This is a genomic window from Marinobacter salexigens, assembly GCF_002806945.1.
In the GTDB taxonomy this organism is placed as follows: Bacteria; Pseudomonadota; Gammaproteobacteria; order Pseudomonadales; family Oleiphilaceae; genus Marinobacter; species Marinobacter salexigens.
In genome coordinates, this window is the sequence record NZ_NIHC01000001.1 from 987,140 (window position 1) to 1,007,956 (window position 20,817).

At 54.3% G+C, this 20,817-nt stretch carries 19 protein-coding genes; 9 read left to right on the top strand and 10 right to left on the bottom strand.

What is annotated here, in order from left to right; all coding sequences use genetic code 11:
• The first annotated feature begins 94 nt into the window (after nucleotides 1–94).
• From bioF to CDH47_RS04620, 8 genes are all read left to right on the top strand, one after another.
• Complete coding sequence (bioF, locus tag CDH47_RS04585; protein ID WP_100638617.1) at nucleotides 95–1,270, top strand: 8-amino-7-oxononanoate synthase; 1,176 nt, start codon at nucleotides 95–97, stop codon at nucleotides 1,268–1,270.
• Nucleotides 1,267–2,016 (top strand): alpha/beta fold hydrolase, encoded by a 750-nt coding sequence (locus tag CDH47_RS04590; RefSeq protein WP_100638618.1) that lies wholly within the window; start codon nucleotides 1,267–1,269, stop codon nucleotides 2,014–2,016. Before bioF ends, CDH47_RS04590 begins: the two co-directional genes overlap by 4 nt.
• Nucleotides 2,013–2,861 carry a malonyl-ACP O-methyltransferase BioC gene (bioC, locus tag CDH47_RS04595; protein ID WP_100638619.1) on the top strand — a complete coding sequence of 283 codons (849 nt, stop codon included), beginning with the start codon at nucleotides 2,013–2,015 and terminating at the stop codon, nucleotides 2,859–2,861. The genes CDH47_RS04590 and bioC overlap by 4 nt, the downstream gene beginning before the upstream one ends.
• Before the next feature lie 9 nt (nucleotides 2,862–2,870).
• Nucleotides 2,871–3,563 (top strand): dethiobiotin synthase, encoded by a 693-nt coding sequence (bioD, locus tag CDH47_RS04600; protein WP_100638620.1) that lies wholly within the window; start codon nucleotides 2,871–2,873, stop codon nucleotides 3,561–3,563.
• Nucleotides 3,564–3,614: 51 nt separating this feature from the next.
• Nucleotides 3,615–3,860 (top strand): flagellar biosynthesis protein FlgE, encoded by a 246-nt coding sequence (locus CDH47_RS04605; protein WP_100638621.1) that lies wholly within the window; start codon nucleotides 3,615–3,617, stop codon nucleotides 3,858–3,860.
• A gap of 11 nt (nucleotides 3,861–3,871) precedes the next feature.
• Nucleotides 3,872–4,540: a putative metalloprotease CJM1_0395 family protein gene (locus CDH47_RS04610; protein WP_239985564.1), complete on the top strand. Its 669-nt coding sequence runs from the start codon at nucleotides 3,872–3,874 to the stop codon at nucleotides 4,538–4,540.
• A gap of 318 nt (nucleotides 4,541–4,858) precedes the next feature.
• A complete protein-coding gene (locus tag CDH47_RS04615; protein ID WP_100638623.1) occupies nucleotides 4,859–6,658 on the top strand; it encodes an acyl-CoA dehydrogenase C-terminal domain-containing protein in 1,800 nt (599 codons plus the stop codon).
• A gap of 194 nt (nucleotides 6,659–6,852) precedes the next feature.
• Entirely contained in the window at nucleotides 6,853–8,649 is a 1,797-nt protein-coding gene (locus CDH47_RS04620) for an acyl-CoA dehydrogenase C-terminal domain-containing protein (protein WP_100638624.1), read from the top strand.
• A 129-nt stretch (nucleotides 8,650–8,778) separates the two neighbouring features.
• On the opposite strand, the gene CDH47_RS04625 is transcribed toward CDH47_RS04620, so the two are convergent.
• The 5 genes from CDH47_RS04625 to leuS all read right to left on the bottom strand — a co-directional run bounded on the left by CDH47_RS04625 (nucleotide 8,779) and on the right by leuS (nucleotide 14,117).
• Nucleotides 8,779–9,417 carry an endonuclease gene (locus CDH47_RS04625; RefSeq protein WP_100638625.1) on the bottom strand — a complete coding sequence of 213 codons (639 nt, stop codon included), beginning with the start codon at nucleotides 9,415–9,417 and terminating at the stop codon, nucleotides 8,779–8,781.
• A 144-nt stretch (nucleotides 9,418–9,561) separates the two neighbouring features.
• Nucleotides 9,562–9,825 carry a hypothetical protein gene (locus CDH47_RS04630; protein WP_100638626.1) on the bottom strand — a complete coding sequence of 88 codons (264 nt, stop codon included), beginning with the start codon at nucleotides 9,823–9,825 and terminating at the stop codon, nucleotides 9,562–9,564.
• 113 nt (nucleotides 9,826–9,938) lie between these two features.
• Nucleotides 9,939–10,946 carry a DNA polymerase III subunit delta gene (gene holA, locus CDH47_RS04635; protein ID WP_100638627.1) on the bottom strand — a complete coding sequence of 336 codons (1,008 nt, stop codon included), beginning with the start codon at nucleotides 10,944–10,946 and terminating at the stop codon, nucleotides 9,939–9,941.
• Nucleotides 10,943–11,530 (bottom strand): LPS-assembly lipoprotein LptE, encoded by a 588-nt coding sequence (locus CDH47_RS04640; RefSeq protein WP_100638628.1) that lies wholly within the window; start codon nucleotides 11,528–11,530, stop codon nucleotides 10,943–10,945. Before CDH47_RS04640 ends, holA begins: the two co-directional genes overlap by 4 nt.
• A 1-nt stretch (nucleotide 11,531) precedes the next feature.
• On the bottom strand, nucleotides 11,532–14,117 hold the full coding sequence (leuS, locus tag CDH47_RS04645) for a leucine--tRNA ligase (protein ID WP_100638775.1): 2,586 nt from the start codon (nucleotides 14,115–14,117) through the stop codon (nucleotides 11,532–11,534).
• Nucleotides 14,118–14,376: 259 nt separating this feature from the next.
• On the opposite strand from leuS, the gene CDH47_RS04650 reads away from it, so the two are divergent.
• Complete coding sequence (locus tag CDH47_RS04650; protein ID WP_100638629.1) at nucleotides 14,377–14,925, top strand: zinc ribbon-containing protein; 549 nt, start codon at nucleotides 14,377–14,379, stop codon at nucleotides 14,923–14,925.
• A 187-nt stretch (nucleotides 14,926–15,112) separates the two neighbouring features.
• On the opposite strand, the gene lnt is transcribed toward CDH47_RS04650, so the two are convergent.
• From lnt to miaB, 5 genes are all read right to left on the bottom strand, one after another.
• Complete coding sequence (gene lnt / locus CDH47_RS04655; RefSeq protein WP_239985565.1) at nucleotides 15,113–16,663, bottom strand: apolipoprotein N-acyltransferase; 1,551 nt, start codon at nucleotides 16,661–16,663, stop codon at nucleotides 15,113–15,115.
• The gene (locus tag CDH47_RS04660) at nucleotides 16,653–17,501 is read right to left on the bottom strand and encodes an HlyC/CorC family transporter (RefSeq protein ID WP_100638630.1); all 849 of its coding nucleotides are present in this window, start codon (nucleotides 17,499–17,501) and stop codon (nucleotides 16,653–16,655) included. The genes lnt and CDH47_RS04660 overlap by 11 nt, the downstream gene beginning before the upstream one ends.
• On the bottom strand, nucleotides 17,498–17,971 hold the full coding sequence (ybeY, locus tag CDH47_RS04665; RefSeq protein WP_100638631.1) for an rRNA maturation RNase YbeY: 474 nt from the start codon (nucleotides 17,969–17,971) through the stop codon (nucleotides 17,498–17,500). Before ybeY ends, CDH47_RS04660 begins: the two co-directional genes overlap by 4 nt.
• Nucleotides 17,968–18,963: a PhoH family protein gene (locus tag CDH47_RS04670; RefSeq protein WP_100638632.1), complete on the bottom strand. Its 996-nt coding sequence runs from the start codon at nucleotides 18,961–18,963 to the stop codon at nucleotides 17,968–17,970. The genes ybeY and CDH47_RS04670 overlap by 4 nt, the downstream gene beginning before the upstream one ends.
• Nucleotides 18,964–19,415: 452 nt before the next feature.
• Complete coding sequence (miaB, locus tag CDH47_RS04675; RefSeq protein WP_100638633.1) at nucleotides 19,416–20,762, bottom strand: tRNA (N6-isopentenyl adenosine(37)-C2)-methylthiotransferase MiaB; 1,347 nt, start codon at nucleotides 20,760–20,762, stop codon at nucleotides 19,416–19,418.
• Between the last annotated feature and the right edge of the window lie 55 nt (nucleotides 20,763–20,817).

The window sequence follows — 20,817 nt, forward strand, 5'->3', positions numbered from 1 at the left end:
GCCGCCCGCACGTCGCCCGTAGCTTTTGGGTGCCCTCGAAAACACCTCAATGCCAGCAAGTATAAACACTTGTCATTTCTCTGGATGCATACTCGTGCGTGACTTCACAGCTGAACTGGAACAACGAAAACAGGCCGGGCTATACAGAACACGCCGGCACATTTCCGGGCCTCAGCAGCCGGTTTTAACTGCGGATGGTAAGCGGTTACTTTCGTTTTGCAGCAACGATTATCTTGGCCTTGCCAATCATCCTTCCAATCTTGAAACCCTCAGAGATGCCTTGCCCAAAACGGGGTTAGGTGGTGCGGCCTCTCATCTGGTTTGTGGGCACCATGAGGCGCATCACTTGTTGGAAGAGCGTCTTGCGACGTTTACCGGGCGCAGTTCGGCGTTGTTTTTCTCCACCGGTTATATGGCCAATCTGGGGGTGATTTCTGCGCTGGCAGGGCGTGGGGATACGGTGTTTTCGGATCGGTTGAACCATGCTTCCATTATTGATGGCTGTATTCTAAGCCGGGCGAAGGTGCGTCGGTATGGCCATGGGGATGTAGAGTCGCTTGCGGCGATGCTGGCGGAGACTTCCGGCCATAAGGTGGTGGTTACTGACGGTGTGTTCAGCATGGATGGCGATGTGGCTCCGCTGCGGGAGTTAGCAGCGGCGTGTCGAGAGCACGATGCTTTGCTGGTGGTGGATGATGCCCACGGTTTTGGAGTGCTTGGGTCGCGCGGGCAGGGGAGTGTGGCGGAGTTTGGTTTGTCTGAGGAGGATGTGCCGGTTCTTATTGGCACTCTGGGCAAGGCAGCCGGCACCAGCGGGGCGTTTGTGGCGGGGTCTGAGGTGTTGATGGATTATTTGGTGCAGAAGGCTCGTACTTATATCTACACCACGGCCATGCCTCCGGCGCTAGCAATGGCCACTTTAAACAGTATTGATTTGATCGAGCAGGGTGGTGAGCGGCGAGCTCATTTGCAGGGGCTGATTGATCGTTTCCGACGTGAGGCCGCGGCTTTAGGTTATTCGCTTATGTCCTCTTGCACGCCTGTTCAGCCCATTATGGTGGGTGATAACTGGGCGGCTCTGGCGCTTAGCCAGGCCCTTGAGGAGCGCGGTTTGTTGGTTACTGCAATCCGGCCACCCACTGTGCCAGCGGGTGAGGCGAGGCTGCGGGTTACCTTCAGCGCGGCTCATACCCATGAGGACCTGGTTAGCCTGATGCAGGGGCTGGCGGATTGTCGGCATTTGCTGGTTGGTGAGGGTGTCGCGGTATGAGTGCCCTGCGGAAGGGCGACCGCCTTGTGGTTGTTGGGGGCTGGGGCGTGCGTGCGGAGATGCTGGAGGATCTGTACCGATCATGGCCAGGCAGGGTTGAGGTGGTGTCGCTGAATGATGACCTTATAACACGCTGCGATTCTGTGGCGGATGTGGCCGATGAGCTTTTACAGCGGTATCCCGGGCCCTCTGTCTGGATGGGGTGGTCTCTCGGTGCTCAGGTTGTTATGGCCGCCGCGAGCCGGAACGCCAGGGCGGTCTCTGCTGCGATCACGCTTGCGGGATTTCCCAAGTTTATTGCTGATGAACGATGGCTTAATGGTATGTCTGAGGAAGAGTTTGGAGTGTTCAGTCGAGGCTTGAGTCGTGAACCTGAACGCTACTGGATGCATTTCATTCTGCTGATGATCAGTGGTTCTGCTAGCGCTATCGGCGAGCGGCAGCGTCTTAGAGCCTGGCTCGGTCAGGGGGCGCCGGTATCATCATCTAATCTGATCAAGAGTCTTCGGTGGTTGCAGCGAAGTGACCAGCGCCTGTTGTGGTCCCGTGTAAATGTTCCTGTACTTCATATAACCGGTGCCTGCGACCAGGTGGTGTCGACCTGGGCGGGCGCTTTGGAAACGCAACCTTCTTCCATCGAAATCAGCATTCCCGGTATGGCCCACTGGCCTGGTGGCGTGTTTGCAGATGAGTGCCGAGGGGCTGTTGATCAGTTTCTCGGGTTCTCCAATGGTATGGCGACATGAGTTCTTTTGCTGCGACTGCCTCCTGCCCGGCAAGTAAGGGAGATATTGCTCGAGAGTTCGGTAGGGCCCGAACCACCTATGAGGCTGCGTCCCGGTTACAGCGTGTGATGGGTGACGCGATGCTGGAGAAGCTTGAGGGCCAGCCCGGCCTGAACAGCGCCCGCGTTATAGACCTTGGCTGTGGCACCGGTTGGTTTACCCGTAAGCTGGCAGGTCTCGAAGGCTCGGGGAATGTGACAGGCATGGATCTTTCGCCCGGCATGATCGAGCACGCCAGTGCACACAGCCCAGCTGATGTTACATGGATGGTTGCAGATGCCGAGGCTATCCCGCTAGCAGACCAAAGCTGCGATCTGATATTCAGCAATCTCATGATCCAGTGGTGTGCAACACCGGCTAGGGTTCTTCAAGAGTGTCGGCGGGTGCTCAGGCCCGGGGGAAAATTGATGGTTTCAACACTTCTTGACGGGACGCTGAAGGAACTGGATCAAGCCTGGCAGAAAGCGGACCCCGGGCAAAAGCATATAAACCGATTTGAGACGGAAGCAGCATTTACACATTCAGTACTCGGAACCTTGCCGGGGGCGGAAGTTGAAACACGAACTCTGCTTCTACCCTATGCCTCGCCCCTCACTCTGGCAGCAGAGCTAAAACAGCTGGGCGCGGGCTATAAACATGCAGACAGACGCCAGACTGCAACAGCACCGGGCCGGTTTCGCGCCATGTGCCAGCATTACCCCAGAGCCCCGGAGGGGGGTGTTATGGCAAGCTATGAGGCGGCCTGGGTTTACTGGTCAAGCCCTGACTCCAACGGCAATACAATGATTCATAAACGAGTGGGTTGACTGGCTTCTATGGCTAAAAAAACATTTTTTGTGACAGGAACAGATACCGGTGTTGGCAAGACCATGGTGTCTGCTGCAATTCTGGAAGCCGCCAAAGCGGCCGGCAAACGTACCTTGGGTATGAAGCCTATTGCCTCTGGCTGTGATAGCACAACAGAGGGGTTGCGGAATGACGATGCGCTGATGCTCCAGCGTGCGGCCACAGAATCCCTTGCTTACGATATTGTGAACCCCATTGCTCTGGAGCCGGCCATTGCGCCCCATGTTGCCGCAGTGAAGGCCGGGCGAAATGTAACGGCCGATCGGTTGATTGGCTTCTGCCGTGGTATGCAGATGCGGCCAGCGGATCTTTTGCTTATAGAGGGTGCGGGTGGCTGGCGAGTGCCGTTGAACGACCGGGAAACCTACTCGGCGGTACCCCGGGAGCTGGGTTTGCCGGTGATTCTGGTTGTGTCCCTCAAACTCGGGTGTATTAATCATGCCCTGTTAACGGCAGAGGCCATACTTAACGACGGTCTGGCTCTGGCAGGCTGGGTGGCGAACCGCTCAGAATCTGTTGCAATGAGTAGTGAGCAGGAAACCCTGAGTTATTTGATGGGTCAACTCCCGACACCTTGTCTAGGCGTAATGCCCTGGGTTGAGAATGTCAGCCCCAAAATCTTGAGTGAACACCTCAATATTGATTCGCTGTTTGAAAATTGAACAATAATGTGCGCTAATAGTGTCAATTAATGGTCACGGGAAGCGGCAGTCATGATCAATAATACCCTCGCAATTGGCGTTCAAGGTATTCAGGACGGAATGTACGGCATGGAAAATGCCGCTCGTAAAATCGCCCGTGCCGGTGCGGATGGCCCTCAAGGCAGCGCCGAAACCGGGAGCAGCCTGATTGAGCCGATTATGGACCTGAAACTCTACGAGCGTAGCGTTGAGGCTTCGTCGCAGGTGGTGAAGGTTGCCGATGAAACCCTTGGTACGCTGCTCGACATAGTGGTCTGAGCGTTGTTGCCGTGAGCCCGCTTTCGTCACTACCGCCATCAATATCAAGCTACTCCGCCAGGAGTGGTTCTGACAGCCCTCCAAGCAGTGAATCATCAAGCGCGGTTCGTAAAGCTGTCGAAGTGGAGTCGGCTGGCAAGAAGGTTGGCGGGCTGGATGAAGCCGAGCTGAAGGAGCTTACCGAGCTCAAAGCCCGGGACCGTGAAGTTCGCGCCCATGAGGCAGCCCATCAGGCCGTTGGCGGCCAGCATGCGGGTGCCATTTCGCTGTCCTTTCAGCGGGGGCCAGACGGTGCCCAGTATGCGGTGGGCGGCGAAGTATCGATTGATATCTCTCCGGTCAACGGTGACCCTCAGGCAACCATCGAAAAAATGCGGGTGGTGCGGTCAGCAGCCATGGCTCCGGCAGAACCATCGAGCCAGGATCGGGCTGTTGCCGCTCAGGCCATGCAGATTATGCTGCAGGCCCAGTCCGAGCTTGCCCTGGAGCAGAAATCCTCAGACGCCAGTGCAGAAAAACCTGCGAGTGAAAGTGACGATGCGCCAGCAGATTCACAAGAGGTCGCCAATGGGCAACTGTCCAGAACGGGTCAGCAAGCTCAAAACTCCTATCAGAATATCTCTGGCTTTGGCGAAGAGCCAGCAGCTTCGGGGGATGGGTTTTTACCCATTTCAGTCTGAGTTTCCCACCTGTTAGCCTGCTAATAGTCCCGAAGCTTGCCGTTACACTCCCAGAAACGACTTAATTAGGGTGGATGCTGGTTAACTGTCGGCTTGTGCAGGTTTTTTGGGCCTTTATGAGGTTTTGTCCTGTGCAGTATTGACCAAACGCTACACAAATTATGCCCTCGACTATTGACAATTCTGTGCCTCTAAACGTATGTTTCAAACAAGTGTTTAATTAATGCTGCAACGCACCTTGTTGCAGTGTCTGAGCAAACCCAAGGCCGCGAGCTGTTATTACTTTTTCAGCCAAGACCGAAAACCGAGGTGGTTTAAATGCCTGAGTACAAAGCGCCCCTGCGTGATATCAAATTCGTAATGAACGAGCTGCTCGACAGCGAGACCCACTACGCCAATCTGGAAGGCGCTGAAGACGCAACTCCGGATATGGTTGATGCCATTATCCAGGAAGGTGCAAAGTTTGCTGAGCAGGTGCTGTCTCCGTTGAACCAGGTTGGCGACAGAGAAGGTTGCACATGGAGCGAAGACGGCGTTAAAACACCGACTGGCTTCAAAGAAGCTTACGACAAGTACGTTGAAGGTGGCTGGCCTTCGCTGGCGGCTGACCCGAACTACGGCGGTCAAGGGCTGCCGGATTCTCTGGGCATCGTAATGAGCGAGCTGAACGGCACCGCTAACTGGTCCTGGGGCATGTACCCTGGCCTGAGCCACGGAGCAATCAACACTCTGGAAGCTCACGGAACTGAAGAGCAGAAGCAGACATACCTGACCAAAATGATCAGTGGTGAGTGGACGGGCACCATGTGTCTGACCGAAGCTCACTGTGGTTCTGATCTGGGCACCCTGCGCACCAAGGCAGAGCCTAATGCAGACGGTTCTTACAGCATTACCGGCACCAAGATCTTTATTTCTGCCGGTGAGCACGACATGACCGAAAACATCGTTCATATCGTTCTGGCACGTTTGCCGGGCGCACCTGAAGGTACCAAGGGCATCTCCCTGTTTATCGTACCCAAGAACCTCCCTGCCGAAGACGGCTCTGTGGGCGATCGTAACGCTGTATCCTGTGGCTCTATTGAACACAAGATGGGCATCCACGGTAACGCCACTTGCGTAATGAACTTCGACGGCGCTAAAGGCTGGCTGATCGGACCTGAGAACAAAGGTCTTAACTGCATGTTCACATTCATGAACACTGCCCGTATCGGTACCGCTATCCAGGGTCTGGGCGCTGCAGAATTGGGCTTCCAGGGCTCCCTGGCATACGCCAAAGATCGTCTGGCCATGCGCTCATTGAGCGGCCCCAAGAATCCGGAAGGCATTGCTGACCCGATTATTGTTCACCCAGACGTGCGTCGCATGCTGCTGACTCAGAAAGCGGTTGCTGAAGGCGCCCGTGCACTGATCTACCTGACCGCTCAGAAAGCTGACATTGTTGTTCGTGGCAAGACTGACGAAGAGCGCAAGGCAGCAGACGAAGCGCTAGGTTTCCTGACGCCGATTGCCAAGGCTTTCCTGACCGAAATCGGTTACGAAGCAGCGAACCTGGGTATGCAGGTATTCGGTGGTCACGGTTTCATCTCCGAGTGGGGCATGGAGCAGAACGTACGTGATGCCCGTATCGGCATGATCTATGAAGGCACCACCGGTATTCAGGCGCTTGACCTTCTGGGTCGTAAGGTTCTGATGACCCAGGGTGAGTCCCTCAAAGGCTTTACCAAGCAGGTTCACTCTTTCTGCAAGGAAAATGCTGATAACGAGCAATTGAAGCAGTTTGTTGAGCCGCTAGCGGCGATCAATAAAGAGTGGGGCGACCTGACCATGAAAGTGGGAATGGCCGCAATGAAGGACCGTGAGGAAGTAGGCGCGGCCTCTGTAGACTACCTGATGTATTCTGGCTATGCAGTATTTGCATATCTGTGGGCTCGTATGGCCAGGATTGCTCAGGAGAAACTTGACGAAGGCACCAGTGAAGAGGCTTTCTACAAGGCTAAGCTGCAGACTGCACGCTTCTACTTCACCCGCATGTTGCCGCGTACCAAAACTCACGCTGTGACCATGCTGGCGGGTTCTGACACCCTGCTGGATATGCCCGAAGAAGCCTTCGCACTCTGATACAGGAGCGCACTGAAGGTTAACCGGTAAAAAAAGCCCGGGCTCCCAGGAGCCGGGCTTTTTTCATGAGTTACAGCCAGTTTTAGGTTAGAATAATTGCCTTTAACAGATAACAAGGTCGGGCAGGTGGCTCTTTTTTTGTATTATTGCCGCTTGCACCGTACAGATTGTTCTTTGGAACTTGGAGAGACTGAATGGCCGATTATCAGGCGCCTTTGCGCGACATGCGTTTTATCCTGAACGAAGTTTTTGATGCCCCTGCGCTCTGGGCGTCCTTGCCCAAAGTGGCAGAGAATGTAGATCCGGACACCGCGGACGCGATTCTGGAAGAAGCCGGTAAAATCACCAGTGGCGTGCTTGCCCCCCTGAACCGCGAAGCGGACGAGCAGGGCAGTCAGTGGAATGATGGCGAAGTAACCTCGCCGGATGGCTTTAAAGAAGCCTACCAGACGATTGTAGAAGGCGGTTGGAATGGCCTTGGTGGCAACCCTGAGTTTGGCGGCATGGGCATGCCTAAAACTCTGGTAGCACAGTTTGAAGAGATGATGCAGGGCGCCAACATGTCCTTTGGCCTGGCGCCGATGCTGACCGCTGGCGCTTGCCTCGCATTGGACGCCCACGGCAGCCAGGAGCTGAAAGAAAAATACCTGCCCAACATGTATTCCGGTGTGTGGTCTGGAGCGATGGATCTGACTGAGCCCCATGCGGGAACAGATCTGGGCATAATCCGTACCAAGGCTGAACCGAACGACGACGGCTCCTTTAATGTAACTGGCACCAAGATCTTTATCACTTGGGGCGAGCACGACATGGCAGAAAACATTATCCACCTGGTGCTTGCCAAGCTGCCAGGCGCTCCGAAAGGGCCCAAGGGTATTTCTCTGTTGCTGGTTCCCAAATTCCTGGTGAACGGCGATGGGACCCTGGGAGAGCGCAACAGCTTCAGCTGTGGCTCCATTGAAAAGAAAATGGGCATCAAAGGCTCTGCAACCTGCGTGATGAATTATGATGGCGCCAAAGGTTGGCTCGTGGGCGAGGAAAACAAAGGCCTGAACGCCATGTTTACCATGATGAACTATGAGCGCTTGGGCGTTGGTATCCAGGGCATTGGTGCCGCCGAAGCTTCCCTGCAGAGCGCTGTGGAATATGCCAAGGAGCGTATTCAGAGTCGTGCGCCTACAGGAGCCCAGCAGCCGGAAAAAGCAGCAGATCCCATTCTGGTACATCCGGATGTGCGCCGCATGCTGCTCACCATGAAGAGCTATGTTGAAGGCGGTCGCGCTTTCTCGACCTACGTGGCCCAGTGGCTCGACATTTCCAAGTATGCCGATGCTTCAGACGTAGATCGCCGCAAGCACGCTGAAGGTATGGTCGCGCTGCTAACGCCGGTTGCAAAAGCATTCCTGACCGATCGTGGCCTGGATGCCTGTATCCTGGGTCAGCAAGTATTTGGCGGTCACGGATTTATTCGTGAGTGGGGCCAGGAGCAGCTTGTTCGTGACTGCCGGATTACCCAAATCTATGAGGGCACCAATGGTATCCAGGCACTGGATCTGATGGGCCGTAAGGTAGTGGGTAGTCAGGGTAAGTTGTATGAGCTGTTTGCAGAGGATGTAGCTGGCTTCATCGAAGAGAACAGTGGTGAAGAAAGCCTGCGCCCCTACCTGGAACCGCTTGCGGCAGCATTCGAGCGTTTGTCTGATGTGACAGAGCACGTTATCAAGCAGGCAGCAGAGAATCCTGATGCCGTTGGTGCAGCTTCAGTAGACTATCTGGACTTGTTCGGGCTGACGGCAGTGGGTTATATGTGGGCACGCATTGTGAAGGCTGCCGCGCAAAAAGCCGACGATGATACGTCTGGTTTTTACAGTGGCAAGCTGAAAACAGCGCGCTTCTATTATGATCGCTTGTTGCCGAAAACCGTTTCGCTTGCGGAAGGTATTCGCAGCGGCAGTGATTCCATGATGGCCCATACGGCTGATGAGTTCTGACCACTAGCGACTGAAAGATGAGGTATCTCTATTGGGGGTGCCTCCCTATCAAAAAAAGCAGGCCGGCGTGCCTGCTTTTTTTATGGTGGTTCAGTCTGCGCCGAAGACAGGATTCATCAAGCTGAAAAATCAAAGGCTTTCCATGCGAGTCGGGTCGGTGACATAGGGGTTTTCATTGCCCTGAATGTCCGCTACGCGCTTGTGCCGGGAGAGCTCTCTGTCATCAGGAGGGTCTGCCCGGTTCCAGCCTTTGAATACCTGGGCTGAGCCAAGCCAAGGCAGGTCGTAGGTGCCGACCATATAGCCCATGCTTCGGGCGATATCGCCTTTTACTTTGGGGGGAGGCTCAAAAAAGATGCTGCTCTCGCGAATGCCACAATCGTCTTCCGAAATGGTTGCCCCGAGTTCTTCGTAGCGCGTGTTACGGCGCCGTAGTTCAGTGCGGTTTCGCACAGGAATCATGTTATGAAGGTCGGAAGCAATCTGGCGGTAACGGTTGTCTTGCTCGCATTGACGGGTAGTACCGCAGGAAAGAGCATCGCGTATGTCTGCAAGCGGATAAATGTAGCCTTGAGTCAGCATGAAACCCTTGCTGGAGAATTGCTCGTCGCAGAAAAACGACTTGCCGCCATCCGCATAGAGGTTGCCCCAGAATTCTTCTTTGATGACCGTCTTTGGGTCACTGAAGCGGGTGTTCTGCCCTATAACAAAGCTCGTGGTCAGCACGAGCATTGATGCAGTAAGAAAGAGAAAGAGCTTTTTCTTCATATGTCATTTATACCTCGCGGTGTCTGTAAGCGTCGTTTAAAAAATGACGCTCAGCTCACTTATATAGGAATATGACATATATGCCCCTTGCACAAGGGGCCTTAGGGTAAAGAAATGTGGCGATGTGTTAACTGACGCACGCTTTTACATGATTTTGTCGCGAATGTTCTGGTAGCTCGACCTCAGGTCTTCACCGAGCTTTTTGATAGTTTTCCGTGCTTCCTGTGATGCATCACTGGCTTCGTCTTTTACCTCATCAAAGCGCGTTCGGAATCTGTCCCACTCTTCTTCCAGTTCATCGAATTCATCTTTTACTTCCTGGCGGGCAAGGTGAAGTTGTACCCTAGCTTCGTCACGGTATTGCTTGATTTTATCAGAGAGGGTTTTGAGTTCTTCTTGAAGACCCATAGCAGGCACCTTTATTGAGTTGGTTACATACCTTAACCATGCGACGGGGAGTAAAAAGCTGTCAAGTGACAAGTAGGCTTGGGAAACTTTATGTAGGTTGCGATTGACCTGCGTCAGGATTTTGCAGCCAAAAGAGAGGACATGTCCCTGAGATAATGCCAAGGGGAAAGATCGTCAAAGCCTTTCGCCGCCCGGTCAATCTGGCTGCAAATTTTCAGGGCTTCGTGCAGTTGCAGAGGCGGCAACCGTCTGGCGGCTTGTTCCAGTGCTCTTGCTCGTTGTGGCTGGAATACACCACGCTTTTTAAAGAATGATGAGGGGTTTTCAGAGCGGTTTTCCCCGGTTTTCAATTCGAGCAGCAGGTTAATGTCGCGAATCAACACCGACAGTAAACCAAGAGGGTTCTCACCTTCCTGTTGAAGCACGCCAATTATCTTTCCGGCATGGGGTGCTCGACCACTAAGCAGCTCTGTGACCAGTTCAAAACCGTTAAAGCGTGAGCTGTCCTGTACGGCTTGCTCAACCGTTTCTTCATCAATAGTGTCACCATTAGTGAGCAGTGACAGGCGATCCAGCTCCTGGCTAGCGGCAAGCAGGTTGCCTTCAAGTCTTTCCACCAGTATCGCGAGGGCTCCCCGGGTAAGGCTAAGCCCGCGGTTTTTTGCGCGCTGCTGAAGCCAGCCCGGGAATTTGTCAGCATCTACTGGCCATACGGGTACATGGACTCCTTTTGACTGAAGCTCTTTATACCATTTGCGGCGAGTTTCAGCGGCATCCAGGCGAGCACTGATCAGCAGCACGATAATGTCTTCGGGCGGCTGCGCAAGAACCCGTTCAAGAACCGGGCGGCCATCCCCCAGCTTTCCCGTTGGCAGGCGGATTTCGATCCTGCGTCGCTCCGAGAAAAGGGACATGGCACTGAATTCATCGGCTACGGAATTCCAGTCGAGCTGTTGATCAGCATGGAAGGTCAGGCGTTCATTGAAGCCCGCTTTTCTGGCAGCACTGCGGATCTGATCACAGCACTCCTGTACCAGAAGAGGCTCATCTCCGGAAACCAGATAGACCGGCGCAAGACTTTTTTGGAGCAGTTGTGGCAGTTGGCCCGGATTGGTTTTCATGGTTTCGCAGATTGTGCGCCGGACATGGTGCGGGATCCCTGCTGGTTGTCCCGGATTTCCTGTAGCCGTTGTTCCGTGATCGGTGCAAGGCGGAAGATGATTTGTTGCGCCAGGCGGTCGCTCAACTGTTGCTGCAGATTGTCTTCCTCTCTCTGTTTTGCGAGCACATTAGTCTCGTCGTACCTGTAACTCTCGCTCGTTGTTAGGCGCGTGCTGGCGATAATCGGGATTCCGTCAGCACTCATCAGTTCGACCTCGACTGACTGTCTGAGCGTATATTCTGCAGCTGCAGCCTGCACCGTAATGGCCGACGCTCTGCGATCCTGCTCAAAGCCCCGAACTCTGAGTTGGTAGTTTGCGTCCTGGCCCGAAGCTAATTCAATGCCACCAAGTTCCAGCTGCTGGCGCACAGAGAGGCAAAGTGAAGTAGGAACCGGGGATAGGCAGTCCAGCTCAAGAGGCTCCAGTGCAGAGGAAACCGGTGGCGCACCCCGCAGCTGAAAGCCACAGGCGCCAAGGCTGATAGCCATAGTGCCGACGCCTATCAGCTTCACAGCATCTGACTGTAGGGTGCGCAGCCGCATATCAATTAGCCACCACGTTAACCAGTTTTCCGGGTACGACAATGACCTTGCGAACGGTAGCGCCTTCGGTAAAGCGCTTAACATTTTCGTTTTGCAGCGCGAGAGCTTCCAGATCAGCAGAGTTGATGTCAGCCGGAGCGTCAATCTTGGCTCGTACTTTCCCGTTAACCTGCAGAACCACCTGAATCTGACTGCGAACCATGGCAGATTCGTCCGCTACCGGCCAAGGCGCGTCAACTACCGGATCACTGTGGCCCAGTGCTTGCCAAAGGGTATGGCAGATATGGGGCACAATGGGAGCCAGCATCACAACAGCCGTTTCCAGCGCTTCCTGGCGCACAGCACGGGTTTGTGGTTCGTCGTTGTTCAGGCGGCTTACATCGTTGAGCAATTCCATCACCGCGGCAATAGCAGTGTTGAACGTCAGGCGACGGCTGATATCGTCACTCACCTTGGAAATAGTTTCATGGGTTTTGCGGCGCAGGTCTTTCTGGGCATCGTTCAAGGCGTCCAGATCTATAGACGGGGCGGCTCCACCAGCTACTTGTTCGCTTACCAAACGCCATAAACGCTTGAGGAAGCGATGAGCGCCATCTACAGCGCTGTCTGACCACTCAAGGGATTGCTCAGGTGGTGCAGCAAACATCATGAACAGGCGCACGGTATCAGCGCCGTGGGCATCAATGATGGACTGCGGGTCTATGCCATTGTTTTTGGACTTGGACATTTTGGTAACGCCGCCGGCGATAACGGGCTGCCCGTCATCCTTGTGCACCGCACCAATTACATGGCCTTTACTGTCTCGCTCCACAATTACATCTGCAGGTGCAATCCAGTTCTTGCCACCCATATCATCTTCACGATAGTAAGTATCTGCCAGCACCATGCCCTGGGTAAGCAGTTGCTTGAAAGGCTCTGAACTGTTCACTAAACCAACATCGCGCAAAAGCTTATGGAAGAAGCGAGCATACAGTAGGTGCAGAATGGCGTGCTCAATGCCGCCAATATACTGATCGACCGGCAGCCAGTAGTTGGCTGCAGCCGGGTCCAGCATGCCCTTATCGTAATTCGGGCTGCAGAAACGGGCGTAGTACCAGGATGACTCCATGAAAGTGTCGAAGGTATCCGTTTCCAGAGTTCCTGGCTGGCCCTCAAAAGTCGTTTTTGCCCACTCGGGATCGGCTTTGAGAGGAGAGTGAACACCGTCCATCTCAACATCTTCTGGCAGACGAACCGGTAGTTGGTCGTCTGGCACTGGGCGCTGGGTGCCATCTTCCAGAGTCATCATCGGGATGGGAGCACCCCAGTAGCGCTGGCGGGACACACCCCAGTCACGCAAACGGTAATTTACGGTGCGCTTTCCAATGCTGTTTTCTTCAAGGTGCTCAGCAATTGCATCAAACGCTTCGTCGCTGGTCAGGCCGCTGTATTTACCGGAAGAAACCAGCACGCCTTTTTCGGTGAAGGCTTGTTCTTGCACGTCGATTTCACGGCTGTCGCTGGCGGCAATAACCTGTTTGATGGGCAAACGATACTTGAGGGCGAATTCGTGGTCCCGCTCATCGTGACCAGGAACGGCCATCAAGGCGCCGGTGCCATAATCCGTGAGAACAAAATTTGCGACCCAAACCGGAATTTCTTCCTGAGTCAGCGGGTGAATGGCTTTGAAGCCTGTGTCGACACCTTTCTTTTCCATGGTGGCCATATCCGCTTCGGCCACCTTGCTGTTGCGACACTCTTCTATAAACTTGGCAACGTCTGAATGCCGCTCAGCCGCCGCTACGGCCAGAGGGTGTTCTGCCGCTACCGCCATGTAACTCACGCCCATCAGGGTGTCTGGGCGGGTGGTGTAAACGGTGAGGCCGTCTTCGCCATCCTTCAGAGGGAAGGTCAGTTCCGTGCCCACTGACTTGCCGATCCAGTTGCGCTGCATGGTCTTGACCTGCTCCGGCCAGCCATCCAGATCATCCATGTCGTTCAACAGTTCTTCGGCATAATCGGTAATGCGGATAAACCACTGGGGAATCTTTTTCTGCTCAACCAGAGCGCCGGAGCGCCAGCCGCGGCCGTCAACCACCTGCTCGTTGGCAAGAACGGTTTGGTCTACAGGGTCCCAGTTCACGGTGGACATTTTTTTGTACACCAGGCCTTTCTCGTACAGGCGAGCAAAGAACCACTGCTCCCAGCGGTAATATTCCGGGTCACAGGTGGCGAGCTCACGACTCCAGTCGTAACCAAAGCCCAACTGCTTGAGCTGGTTTTTCATGTATTCGATGTTAGAGCGAGTCCACTTCGCTGGCGCAGTCTTGTTGGCAATGGCTGCGTTCTCGGCAGGCAGGCCAAAGGCATCCCAACCCATGGGCTGCATAACGTTTTTGCCTTGCATGCGCTGGTAGCGGGAGATCACATCGCCAATGGTGTAATTGCGCACGTGCCCCATGTGCAGCTTGCCGCTGGGGTAGGGGAACATGGACAGGCAGTAGTATTTCGGTTTGTCCGGATCTTCCTTGACTTCGAAGGTTTTGTTCTCGTCCCAGAAGGTGCGCGCATTGTGTTCAACGTCACGGGGATTGTACTGCTCGTCCATACCTGCCATTACCAAAGTTACCCTGTATCAAAATGATGTGCGGAGCGGCCGGACATTCTAACGCACAGAAGGCATAACAGGTAGTCTGCCAAAATTTGAATACTGTGCCATGATGGTAGTTATGGTGAAGGTTGGCGGCAGGTGGGGCTCTCCGGGACACGCTGTGAATACATCCCTGTACGCTTGACGGCAGCATCCCTGCTGCCGACAGTCCCGGAGAGCCCCACCTGCCACCGCCCCTACATTTGAGGAGCCCTTAATGACTGAGTCTGAAAGAAACCACTTGTCCGGCAAAGCCCTCGAGGTATACGACCGAATGCTCGAACGGGTGCAGACCCGTTTGAAAGCAATACAGGAAACCTCGCTGGACACCTTGGAAGAAGAGGTGGAGAAGGCAATAGAGGTTGAGCAAGAGTTGGAGGAAATGACCAGGGATGAAATCAGCCTCCTCGGCACCTACCTCCAGAGAGATCTGGAACACCTACTGAACTTTGTAGACGAAACCGGCGAAGGGCTTGCGGAATGGTTGCAGCTTGACTTGTCGCTACTGGAGCAACAGTTAACCGACCGCCTGCTCTCCGTCGCCGACCAGACCCTGGTCGATACCTTGGCGTTGCGGCAAAAACTCGAAAGCCGCGATGCAGGGCAGTACATCGCTGGTGAAGTCGCAACGGCGGGCATGTTCCAGTGCCTGAACTGCGAGCACATGCTGTGCTTGACCTCGACCAGCCATCTGGAGCCTTGCGAGGCCTGTGGTTCACAATACTACAAGCGGGTTACCAGTCATTGGCCGCGAAAGGAAAGTTGATCATAGCCTTAGTGGGTTGAGAAACTGGCGGCCAACTCAGATGCTGGGGCAGTCGTGGTGAAGGGGCTTCTCAAAACCGTGCGGAGCCATGGGTGGCGGAGCCGAGCGTACAGGGAAGTATTCACAGCGTGTTTTGAGAAGCCCCTTCGCCACGACTGCATGCACCAAAACACAAGGCCAAGCAGAGTCAGTTCTTAGGAATAACCCGCTCCCGAACAAACACGATCAGAATCAGCGCCAACGTCAAAACCGGCCACGAAGCCGTCACCATGTAAGGCGTGCTACCACTAGCCTTGAATACCTCGCCAGTCAGAACCGCCCGCTCAAACTGCGGAATGCGCTCAGTAATTTGCCCCTTGTGATCAATGATCGCAGTCACCCCATTGTTGGTGCCGCGAATCATATAACGCCCGGTTTCCAAAGCCCGCATACGCGCAATTTGCAAATGCTGCAGCGGCCCCACCGAATCCCCAAACCAGCCATCGTTACTGATCGTCAGCAACAAATCCGAATTCACCGCATTGCGGGCAAGAAAGTCCGGATAAGCCACCTCATAACAAATAAAGGGCATCACCTTCGTGCCATTGGCGGTTAAAGGAGACTGATTTTTTGGCCCACGAGTAAAACTCGACATGGGTAAATCAAAAAATCCGATCAGCCCGCGCAGCATGCCCTCAAGCGGAACATACTCTCCAAAGGGTACCAGTTTCTGCTTGTGATACATCCCACTGCCGTCGCCAATGGCCATAATACTGTTGTGGTAAGTAAATCCGCCGGCGCGCTCACTGAAGCCATACCAGGGAATGCCCGTTATCAGGGTGCTATCTTCTCCAAGGTTTTCTTCAATATGCTCAATAATCTTTCCCGCCTGATCCTGGGGAATAGGAATCGCCGTCTCCGGCCAAAGAATCAGATCAGTTTCCCAGTAGGGTTCCGTCATCCCCAAATACGCAACAATCTGATCTTTCAGAAACTCCGGGTCCCATTTGATCAGCTGCGGGATATTGCCTTGCATCGCCGCAACTGATGTGGGCTCTGTGCTTAGGTCGGTCCAGTCAACACGGTTCAGTGCCGGAGCCGCAAACCATGGAATTAAAGTAACAACGGCCACAATGCCCGCGCTGGCATGGCGTTGCTTGCTGAGCAGCCAGACTGCAGCAAACATGGCAACACCGCTCGCTGCAATCAAAAAGGTGAGGCCATGAACGCCAACTACGGGCGCCAGTCCAGCCAAGGGGCCGTCAGTATGGGCGGTGCCCAGGTATAGCCAGGGGAAGCCGGTGAGCAACCAGCCGCGCAACCAATCCCCAAGAATCCAGATGGCTGGAAACAGAATTAGCCGCCGCACAGCACTGCCTTTTGCCAGCTTGCTCCAGAACCAGAAAGCGAGGGCTGGGAACAGAGCAAGGCCAGCAACAAAGGCTGCGGTCAGTAATATCGAAACAGGAATGGATGTATTTCCGAACTCACTGATGCTGACATAAACCCAGGTCGCCCCTGAGCCAAACAGCCCCAGCCCAACCAGAAAGCCGGCGCGGAAGAGATGTTTTGCCGGCAGAGGAATTGCGATCAACAAAATGAGGAGTATGGAAACCGGCCCCAGCCACCAGAAATGGAAGGGCGAAAAGGTCAGAGTTTGCAACGCGCCGGCAACCACAAGGGTTGCCGCACTTAACCAGCGGTTGGAGAAAAACGAATGGGCTGGGGCAATGAGAGGTTTTGAATCGTCAGGGCTCACTACGGGTTACCTGTAACAGACGGATGACACGGTTATCGGCGTTGGCAATGGTAAAGCGCAAGCCGCCAAATTCAACCGTTTCGCCACGTCTGGGCAGGTGACCAAACTCCTTGAGCACAACGCCGCCGATGGTGTCGAACTCTTCTTCATCGAAGCCTGTATTGAAAAATTCGTTGAAGTCGTCGACCGGTGTAACTGCCTTTACAGCGTGAGAGCCATCACCCCGTGCTTTGATGTGGGTTTCCTCATCGATATCGTGTTCGTCTTCGATTTCCCCCACAATCTGTTCCAGCACGTCTTCAATCGTAACCAGACCCGCAGTGCCGCCGTACTCATCCACAACAATCGCCATGTGGTTGCGATTCTCTTTAAACTGCTTGAGAAGCTGGTTCAGGCGCTTACTTTCGGGAACAAACGTGGGTGGGCGTAGAAGTTCACGGACATGAGACCAGTCCATATCATCATCCAGCGCCAACGGCAGAAGGTCTTTGGCGAGAAGAACACCTATGACATCATCCTGGCTGTCGCCAATAACCGGGAAACGGCTGTGGGCAGACCGGATGACTTCGCCAAGGTATTCTTTGGGATCCTGGGAGGCGCGCACAGTGACCATCTGGGAACGGGGGATCATGATTTCGTCCACCCGCATGTCTACTACCTGCATGGCACCTTCGATGATGCTCATGGCATCTACATCGATGATGCCTTCAGATTCGGCGCTTCTTAGTACTTCCAGCACGTCTTCGATTGATTCTGGCCCGCTGGAGAAGGCGTGTGATATACGCTCCAGCCAAGACTTGTTGGAGCCTTGACTGCGACTCGACTGGTCGTCGCTCATGAGTCTTTTACCGTTTCCTCTGCTTCGTAGGGATTGCCGAACCCAAACTGTGCCAGCAACCGGATTTCCAGGGCCTCCATGGCCTCTGCGTCTTCGTCATTTATATGGTCGTAGCCCTGAAGATGCAACATGCCGTGAACCACCATGTGGGCCCAGTGAGTTGCTGGCTCTTTATGTTGTTCTCTGGCCTCATTTTCAACGACCGGAGCACAAATAACGAGATCTCCTGCTAATGGCACCGTTATACCGGCTGGCGCTTCAAATGGAAAGGACAACACATTGGTGGGTTTGTCCTTCCCCCGGTACTGGTGATTCAGCTCTTGGCTCTCTTCAATGCCAACAATCCGAATGGTAACTTCGGAGGGATCCTCGCCCAACCAGGCTGCCTGAGCCCAGGTTTGAAGTAAAGAATCCTCAGGCACCCCGACGCCTTCAAATACCTTCTGCAGATCAACCGTCAGTTCACTCACTGTGAGCGGTCGCTCCCTTTGTTGGTCCCATTGTCAGCTGTATCGTAGGCTTCCACAATCCTCTGGACCAGAGGGTGGCGGACTACATCTTTTGCTTCAAAACGGGTAAACCCAATGCCGGTCACCTTGTTCAGTACAGTGGCCGCATGAATCAGTCCGGAATTCTGGCCCCGGGGCAAATCCACCTGTGTAGTGTCGCCAGTAATCACCGCTGTGGAGCCAAAACCAATCCGGGTCAGGAACATTTTCATTTGTTCGCGGGTGGTGTTCTGGCTTTCATCCAGAATAATAAACGAGTTATTCAGAGTGCGGCCACGCATGAAGGCCAGAGGCGCAATCTCGATCACACTTTTCTCGATCAGCCGCGTGACATTGTCAAATCCGAGCATTTCGTAAAGAGCGTCGTACAGCGGCCGCAGGTACGGATCCACCTTCTGTGCCAGATCCCCAGGCAAAAAGCCGAGTTTTTCACCCGCCTCAACGGCCGGGCGCACCAACAAAATCCGCTTCACCTGCTCGTCTTTCAGCGCTTCTACAGCACAGGCCACGGCGAGCCAGGTTTTACCCGTGCCAGCTGGGCCAATGCCAAAGTTGATATCGTGGGACCGAATGCTGTGCACGTATTTCTGCTGATTTGCACCACGGGGTTTGGCGGTGAGTTTCGGCGTTTTGATAATGGTGACTGAGCCGTCAAAGGGGATATCTTCCGGCAGCCGCTCAAACCCGGTTTCCCGAATGTACAGGTGAACGGTATCCGGTGAAATATCATCCGTGGCTTCGGTTTCCCGATACAGGTGCCGGATCACTTCCACCGCAGCGGCAACGTGTTCGGTTTCACCTTCCACCCGGAAGTGATGACCACGGCGGGTGATGGATACTTGCAGGCGTCGTTCGATGTGTTTCAGGTTTTCATCAAACTGTCCGCACAGGGTGGTTAGCCGGCGTTGGTCTGCCGGATGTAGATCGAATTGTCTGGAATCGTTGGTGTTCAAATTTTCTCCGTTTTACTCCCGTGTTGTTTTCGGGAGCATGTTTTTCTGCTTTGGATGCGTCCGGTATGGAGCGGGGCCTGCTTCCCAAAAAACGCCCGTAAATACGTCCCTGTAGGGCTCGATCGCGCCATCCCTGGCGCTCAACGTTTTTGGGAAGCAGGCCCCGCTCCATCCCTTTTTGATCTATGTGCAGGCCGCCAACATAAAAAACAAGTGCCGGTGTTGTTTGCTTTACAGTGGAGCCCGCTGAATTAGCAAGGTAAAAGATGGCAGGAGTTGTCTATTTGTATGCAGCACACATGTTTGCCGAGAGCGGTGGAGCCACCCTCCCAAAAATGTCTTCGGCCAAGGAAGGCCGAAGCCAAGCGCACATGGATGTGCTCGTAGCGGTTTTTGGGAGGGTGGCTCCACCGCTCTCTAACACCAAGCCATGAAAGCATGGGAGCCCAAGTTCAATACAACTCCGAACCCACAGGCAAACCCCTCAGAGAGTTAGCATAAGCCTCAACAATCTCAACATCGATAAAGTGCCCGACAACCTCCGGATTCTCATGCCGGAAATTCACAATCCGGTTGTTCTCCGTGCGCCCTGAATACTCCCCCGGATCCTTTTTCGATAGACCGGTTACCAGAATGCGCTGGGTCGAACCTACCATCTTGCGGCTGATATCCATCACCGTCTGGTTGATGCGATCCTGCAGAATCTTCAGGCGCTGTTTCTTCACCTCCATCGGCGTCTCATCAGGCAGATCAGACGCTGGCGTACCCGGACGGGCGCTGTAAACGAAACTGAATGACATGTCGAAACCGATATCGTTGATCAGCTTCATGGTGTCCTCAAAGTCTTTCTCGGTTTCACCGGGGAAGCCAATGATAAAGTCTGAAGAGAAACTGATATCCGGCCGAATCTTGCGCAGGCGGCGCAGTTTCGATTTGTACTCCAAAGCTGTATGGCCACGCTTCATGGCCGCCAGAATGCGATCCGAGCCGCTCTGTACCGGAAGGTGCAGGTGGCTGACCAATTCGGGTACTTGCTCGTACACTTCAATCATCGCATCGGTAAATTCAACCGGGTGCGAGGTGGTGTAGCGGATGCGGTCAATGCCGTCGATGGTGGCAATCAGGGTGATCAATTCAGCCAGATCCATCACGTCGCCATCGTGTGTGTCGCCGCGATAGGCGTTCACGTTCTGGCCTAGGAGGTTAACTTCCCGCACGCCTTGGCTGGCCAGGTGGGCGACTTCGGCAATCACGTCGTCTGCAGGGCGGCTGACTTCTTCGCCTCGGGTGTAGGGCACTACGCAGAAAGTGCAGTATTTGCTGCAGCCTTCCATGATGGAAACAAACGCAGAGGGGCCGTCAGCGCCTGGCTCGGGCAGGTTGTCGAACTTTTCGATTTCCGGAAAGCTTACATCCACCACGCCAACGCCGTTACCTTTCATGCGTACTTCGGTAATCATATCCGGCAGGCGGTGGAGGGTTTGTGGGCCGAACACCATATCCACATAAGGTGCCCGATCCAGAATGGCCTGGCCTTCCTGGCTGGCGACACAGCCGCCCACGCCAATAATCAAATCCGGGTTTTTCGATTTAAGCTTTTTCCAGCGACCCAGCTGATGAAAGACCTTTTCCTGAGCCTTTTCACGGATGGAGCAGGTGTTCAGCAGCAGAATGTCAGCGTCGTCCGGGGATTCGGTCATTTCAACCGCTTCGCCGGTTTTAAGCAGGTCGGCCATGCGGGATGAATCGTATTCGTTCATCTGGCAACCGTGGGTTTTGATGTACAGCTTCTTGGCCATGGGTCTCAACACAACTGGATGTATTTGGCGCCCGGAGCAGAAAGTGTCCGGATTG